At 37.3% G+C, this 6,662-nt stretch carries 6 protein-coding genes; all 6 read left to right on the forward strand.

The window, feature by feature from the left end; translation table 11 throughout:
- The first annotated feature begins 171 nt into the window (after window positions 1–171).
- The 6 genes from ACW2QF_RS16385 to ACW2QF_RS16410 all read left to right on the forward strand — a co-directional run bounded on the left by ACW2QF_RS16385 (window position 172) and on the right by ACW2QF_RS16410 (window position 6,212).
- On the forward strand, window positions 172–945 hold the full coding sequence (locus ACW2QF_RS16385) for an ABC transporter ATP-binding protein (RefSeq protein ID WP_455717085.1): 774 nt from the start codon (window positions 172–174) through the stop codon (window positions 943–945).
- A gap of 34 nt (window positions 946–979) precedes the next feature.
- Window positions 980–1,132, forward strand: coding sequence for a YezD family protein (locus ACW2QF_RS16390; protein ID WP_455717086.1), 153 nt, complete (start codon window positions 980–982; stop codon window positions 1,130–1,132).
- A gap of 145 nt (window positions 1,133–1,277) precedes the next feature.
- Entirely contained in the window at window positions 1,278–2,471 is a 1,194-nt protein-coding gene (gene metK, locus ACW2QF_RS16395) for a methionine adenosyltransferase (protein WP_455717087.1), read from the forward strand.
- Entirely contained in the window at window positions 2,464–3,339 is an 876-nt protein-coding gene (locus ACW2QF_RS16400; protein ID WP_455717088.1) for a nucleotide-binding protein, read from the forward strand. The genes metK and ACW2QF_RS16400 overlap by 8 nt, the downstream gene beginning before the upstream one ends.
- Window positions 3,340–3,352: 13 nt before the next feature.
- On the forward strand, window positions 3,353–4,885 hold the full coding sequence (locus ACW2QF_RS16405) for a nitrogenase component 1 (RefSeq protein WP_455717089.1): 1,533 nt from the start codon (window positions 3,353–3,355) through the stop codon (window positions 4,883–4,885).
- A 1-nt stretch (window position 4,886) separates the two neighbouring features.
- A complete protein-coding gene (locus ACW2QF_RS16410; RefSeq protein ID WP_455717090.1) occupies window positions 4,887–6,212 on the forward strand; it encodes a nitrogenase component 1 in 1,326 nt (441 codons plus the stop codon).
- The last annotated feature ends 450 nt before the right edge of the window (window positions 6,213–6,662 follow it).

Genomic DNA, 6,662 nt, shown 5'->3' on the forward strand with positions numbered 1-6,662 from the left:
CTACTTCAGGAATTGGATAGCGTATTAGCGATGCAAGAAGTTTAATGCGATCAGATATCGTTATCGTCTGTATGTTAGTTATAGGCTTGGTTGGAATCATTATGGATAAGGGGCTAACTCTATTGTTCAAAGCATTAACTCCATGGGAGAGTAGGAATGGAGGAAAGGCGAATGGCTAAGGAGATATTACAGATAAATAGTTTGAATAAGAAATTTATCGTTAATAAGCAAGAAGTTCAAATCCTAAAGGATATTAATCTCACGGTGGAAGAGGGCGAGTTTGTAACCATAGTTGGTCATAGTGGTTGTGGTAAGAGTACCTTGTTAAAAATTATTGCAGGCTTGGTGGACTATGAGGAAGGTGAAGTTATACGAAATGGAAAGAAGGTAGTTCAACCGGACATAGATTGTGGTATGGTATTCCAAGAACATCGATTATTGCCTTGGCTAAAAATTAAAGATAACATTGGGTTTGGCATTAAGAATCTAGATAAGAAAAAAAGAGAAGAGTTAATTCAAAAGCACATCGGACTGGTGGGACTTGGTGGATTTGAGAATGCTTATCCAAGTCAGCTCTCAGGTGGTATGTCACAACGAGCAGCCATAGCAAGAGGACTCGTAGCAAATCCCAGTATACTACTTCTAGATGAACCATTTGGTGCATTAGATGCATTAACAAGAATACAGATGCAAAAAGAAATCTTGCGGATTCAAAAAGAAGAGAAGACAACAATGATTATGGTTACGCATGATATTGATGAGGCGATATATCTAGGAAGAAGAATTATTGTAATGTCAGCAAGACCAGGTGAGATTAAATCTATATTGACTATTGAATCGTCAGTAGCTAAAAACAGAGGAAGTGCTGAATTTAGCTATTATAAGAGAAAAATCTTAGATCATTTCTTTGAAGAAAGCGAAGAAACAGTTGAATATACAATATAATTTATGAAAACGTATTGATATAAGGAGGCGGGGTATGAGTTCACACAAAAAAAATAATATTACCGATACAGATATGAATAAAATAAGGGAATTCCTTGAAACGATTCAATACGGTTCAGTGACTGTAATAGTACAGGATGGAAAGATCATTCAAATCGAGAAGAATGAGAAAGTCCGATTGAAATGAATAAATAAATAATATTTAACTGACTAGATAACTAGAGGTTTCATATGGCGTTATGCCGTTTGAAGCCTCTTTTTGAGTTTCTAATATTTATTTGAAGTTAACAAAACATATTTTGAATTTAAACATATGGAATGGAGGATTAATTATGGGAAAATTATTTACATCGGAATCAGTAACAGAGGGGCATCCAGATAAGATTGCAGATCAAATATCAGATGCAATTTTAGATGCATTATTAGAACAGGATCCATATTCAAGAGTAGCAGCAGAAACAACAGTTGCGACAGGTTTAGCGTTAGTAGTTGGTGAGATTACAACGGATGCGTATGTGGATATAGCCAAAGTAGTTAGAAAAACAATACGAGATATTGGATACACAAAGAATGCAGGAGGATTTGATGCGGATTCGATCGCTGTACTTACGTCAATTGATGAACAATCCGCGGACATTGCACTTGGTGTTGATAAGGCATACGAATCAAAACAAGAAGGAGAAAAGGAAGACTTCGGAACAGGAGCAGGTGATCAAGGTATTATATTCGGTTATGCGACCAATGAAACACCAGAGTATCTGCCACCGGCTATATCATATGCGCATAGGTTGACTAGAAGATTAACAGAAGTTAGAAAACAAGGAATCTTACCTTATCTAAGACCAGACGGAAAATCACAAGTTACAGTGGAGTTTGATGAGGAAGGTAAAGTGGAAAGAATTGATACAATTGTTATCTCAACACAACATAGCGAAGATGTGACTTTAGAACAGATTAAGCAAGATGTTCTCAGTTATGTAATCCAAGAAGTGCTGCCGCTTAATCTACTTGACGAGAATACGAAATATTTTATTAATCCTACTGGACGATTTGTAATTGGCGGACCACAAGGGGATGCTGGATTAACGGGAAGGAAGATTATTGTAGATACCTATGGAGGTACTGGTAGACATGGCGGTGGTGCATTCTCTGGTAAGGACCCAACTAAGGTTGACCGCTCTGCAGCATATGCAGCAAGATGGGTTGCTAAGAATATCGTTGCAGCAGGGATTGCAGACAGGGTAGAGATCGAGTTAGCATATGCAATCGGAGTAGCTAAACCTGTTTCCATTGCTGTGGATACCTTCGGTACTGGTAAATATTCCGATGAGGAGATTGTTCATGCGATTGAGAAAGTCTTTGACTTAAGACCAGACGCAATTATTAATGCATTGGATTTACGAAGACCAATTTATAAGCAAACAGCTGCATACGGACATTTTGGAAGAACTGATATAGAACTACCTTGGGAGAAGTTAAACAAGGTGGACGACATAAAGGGGATTATAGGAGGTTCTTATGAGTGAGAAGATAGGTAAGCATATAGCTATTTATGGGAAAGGTGGTATAGGAAAGTCCACCACTACTTCCAATATAAGTGCCGCTTTAGCAGAGGCTGGATATAAGGTAATTCAGATAGGGTGTGACCCTAAGAGCGATTCCACTAATACATTACGAGGCAATAACTATTTGCCTACAGTACTTGATAGTTTAAGAGAAGGCAAGAAGATACATCTCGATGATATATCCATAGTTGGTTTTAAAGGTGTTCTATGTATTGAATCCGGTGGGCCAGTGCCTGGGGTTGGCTGTGCGGGAAGAGGAATTAATGCAGCAGTTAGTTTATTACAAGAATTGAATCTATTTGAAGAATTCAAGCCTGATTATGTATTATACGACGTCCTTGGAGATGTCGTATGTGGTGGATTTGCCGTTCCAATTCGTGATGGTATTACAGATCGCGCATATGTTGTAAGTTCCTCCGACTTTATGGCAATTTATGCGGCCAATAATCTTTTTAAAGCCATCAATAAATACGCCCCTTCAGGCGGGGCAAAACTTGGTGGAGTAATTGGAAATGGTTTATCTGCCGGATATTCAAAGTCTATAATCGATGATTTTACCCGTAAGACAGGAACAAAAGCAGTTGGGTATGTCCCACGTTCTTTGGTTGTATCGCAAAGTGAATTATTTGGAAAGACTGTTATAGAGGCGCATCCAGAAGATCCACATGCTCAGATCTATCGTAACCTAGCAACCTATATTGCAGAAAGTGAAGATTTAGTTGTACCAAATCCACTTGGTGTAACGGAACTTAAGGATTGGGCAAGAGAATGGGGAGATAAGATCTATGATCTTGAGACAGGGGTGATTAGTGGATTAGAATCCATCTAGGAAGGAGGAGACTATGGGAGTATTAGAAGAACGAAAATTAATAGCAAGAGAAAAGCGAAATTCTACAATAACAGCTTACTATGGTCCCACGGAAAAGTTACGAGAAGATCTTGATGTTACAGATATCAGACAAAGAATTCGAACCTTCTCCCAAACTACTTCAGATGAGGTGACTGTAGCACTAGATCTTTTAAGTACGATTAAGGATATTGTAGTGGTTGTCCATGGAGCGATTGGTTGTTGTGCTGCAATGATTGGTTACCAATATAGAAACAACAGACAATTAAGTACGAAAGAAACTGAAAATAACTCGTTTTCATGGTATTCGACTAATTTGAATGAACGAGATACGATAATGGGCGGCGATGAGAAATTAAGAACGGTTGTAGAGCAAGCGTATCATGATCATAAACCGGGAGCGATATTCGTGGTAGGAACCAGTGTTGTGGCTATTAATAACGATGATATGACTTCTATAATCTTAGAATTGCAAGAGGAGTTAGAGATTCCAATTATATTAATAAACACCGATGGATTCAAGTCGAAGGCGGGTATTAATGGTAGTGATATTGTGCTTCATGGGATTGGGAAGTATTTAATATCCAATCCACAAAATGAAACTAAGCAGAAAGATATAGCTAATCAGGAAGATACAATCACTCAGCAAAATATAGTAGAGGAACAATATCATAAGGTGCAACAAAAAGTAACTGCACAAGAGAATATTCAGATCAATATCATCAGTACTTCTTTAAACCATCAAACAAAAAAAGAATTGCACCATGTATTTGATAAATTAGAACTAGGAGCAAATATAATTCCAAGATATGCAACAATTGATGAGATTCAGACTGCGAATAAAAGTGTTGCCTCCATAGCATTGAACAATGAAGAAGCGGAAGTGCTTTTACAAGGTTTAGAGGATAGAGGTATTCCATCAATTAAAGCGCAAGCACCTATTGGAACTAAAGCAATTAGTAAGTGGTTTAATAAATTAGGAAAACATCTTGGAATTCGAGAACAAGTTGAGGCATTTATTCAGGAAGAGGAGAAGAAAGTACAAAGCTATATAGCAAAGCAACCACTAAAAGGAGAGCGAGTATATATTGATTTACCTGCTAGTCTAGCAGCAAGTACAGTTGAACTAGTAGAAGAGCTTGGTGGTGAGGTGGTTGGAATTACAATACCTTTTGTTGATGAGGGCAACAAGGAGAACTTAAGATCCTGGAAGAAAGAGATTTATGTCCAGGTAGGAGATAGCCAGTTATTTGAATTACCTAATATATTTGCAAAGAATAAGGTGACATATTATATATCAGAACAGGCTAAGGGAGGGTTTGTTGTAAAGCAAGGGCTAATACCGATTCCTATTGGCAATAAGAATATCTTTTTCTATCAAGGAATTAAGAACTTTATCGAATGCTTCCATCGTGCCAAACGAAGTGTGTCTTATACAAGGCATATTAGTAATGATAGTGAGAAACTGTATTCGGATTCGTGGACGAAGAAAAGCACCAATTGGTATATCAAACAGGAGGTGAAGTAAGGTGTCAAAGGGAATTGAGAGAAGTCGGTATGGTTGTAATCTGCATGGTGCAATACAAACCGTAACACAGATTCAAGGAGTTATACCTATATTACACACTACACCAGGATGTGGATTGCAACATGATATTGCTAAAAAGGTGGGAGTAGCCTCGGCAGCTTATATTCAAGGATATGAGATACCAAGTTCCAATGTTTATGAGAAGCAAGTTATCTTCGGAGGAACATCAAGATTACGTGAACAGATTAAGAATACAGTAAAGGTAATGAAAGGTGATTTGTATATTACTTTGTCTGGTTGTGAGTCTGAGATGGTCGGAGACGATAGCATATCCATGACGCAGGAGATAGTAGACCAAGGAGAAAAGGCTATTAATTATAAAGCACCTGGATTTAAAGGGGATCAATACATTGGGTATGAAGGAATAGTAGGTACTTTAATAGAAAAGTTACCTAGCGTATATGATAACATTGCTACTGTAAATGGAGAGGAAGAAGATAAAGAAGATGAGACAGTGAAGAATCCAAACAGCGTTAATATACTTGGAATAATTCCAGTACAGGATATCTACTGGCAAGGAAATCTTAATGAAACAAAACGGGTATTACAATCACTAGGTATCGGAGTTAATAAATTATTTGGCTATAAACAATCCATCGAAAATTGGAGAAAGATTAGTAACGCAAGCTTGAATATTGTAGTTTCTAAGTGGGGACTAGAAGCTGCAAAGAAACTTGAAAGTCTATACAATACCCCTTATATAGTAATTGAGAATCTAGGAATAGGACCTGAGGCTACAGAACTGCTCGTCAAGAGTGTAGCAACAGAATTGAATATTGATACAGACATAGCAAAGGAATTCCTACATAAAGAACAAGAGAGATTTCATTACGCATTAGAACAAATTGCAGAGTATTACTATGATTATGATTTTCAAAAAAATGTAGTCATAGTTGGAGATGAAAGCACAACCATTCGCTACGCTGACTTTTTGTCAACCTATCTTGGAATGGAAATCCAAGCGATTATTATAACCGATTTTATAGGAGAAGAAACAATGCAGAAACCAAGTACATTTCTAAATTCACTTGCTAATGAAATCTACTATAAGAAAGATACAAGAGAAATTAACCAAATCATTGAAGAGATAAATCCTGAGCTCGTATTAGGTAGTAGTTTAGAAGAAGATGCTTCTACACACCTTGGGGCCTATCACTACACAATCTCTTATCCTGCCTATAGCAAGGTTATTATTAACCGATGTGATGTTGGATATGAAGGAGCAATTGGGTTGATTGAGGATTTAAGTAGTATTTTGTTACAGTAAATAGCTATTTAGTCATTATTACAGTAACTAATTTAGTGATTGTTTAATTAAGGAGTTTTTAATTTGTGCTTGTATCAACAACGTAGTAAGCAAAACTCTCAATATGTCAAACTGCTTCTAAGCTAACGTACTATGACTTAGAAACAATAGCGAAACAGCTATAGTACTTCTTAGTGTGTACACCGACCACCTAGGAAGGTGAGGCATGGATGTCGAGCCAGCCTGAGCTGAGGCAGGATGCCGAATCGAAGGCGGTTCCGTATCACTTGTATAACTGTAATGTACACACTTAGAAGAACTTAGGTGTGTAGCGTGTTTCGTGTCATAGTATGTTAGCTTAGAAGCTCTGAAAAGCAGTTAGAGTTTTGCGTTCACATACCTAGTAACTGCCAAATAAGCCTGCAAATAAAAAGTCAAGAGTAAATTGATAGTTTTATAAGATTTATTTAA

This window comes from Anaerosporobacter sp. (assembly GCF_965301125.1).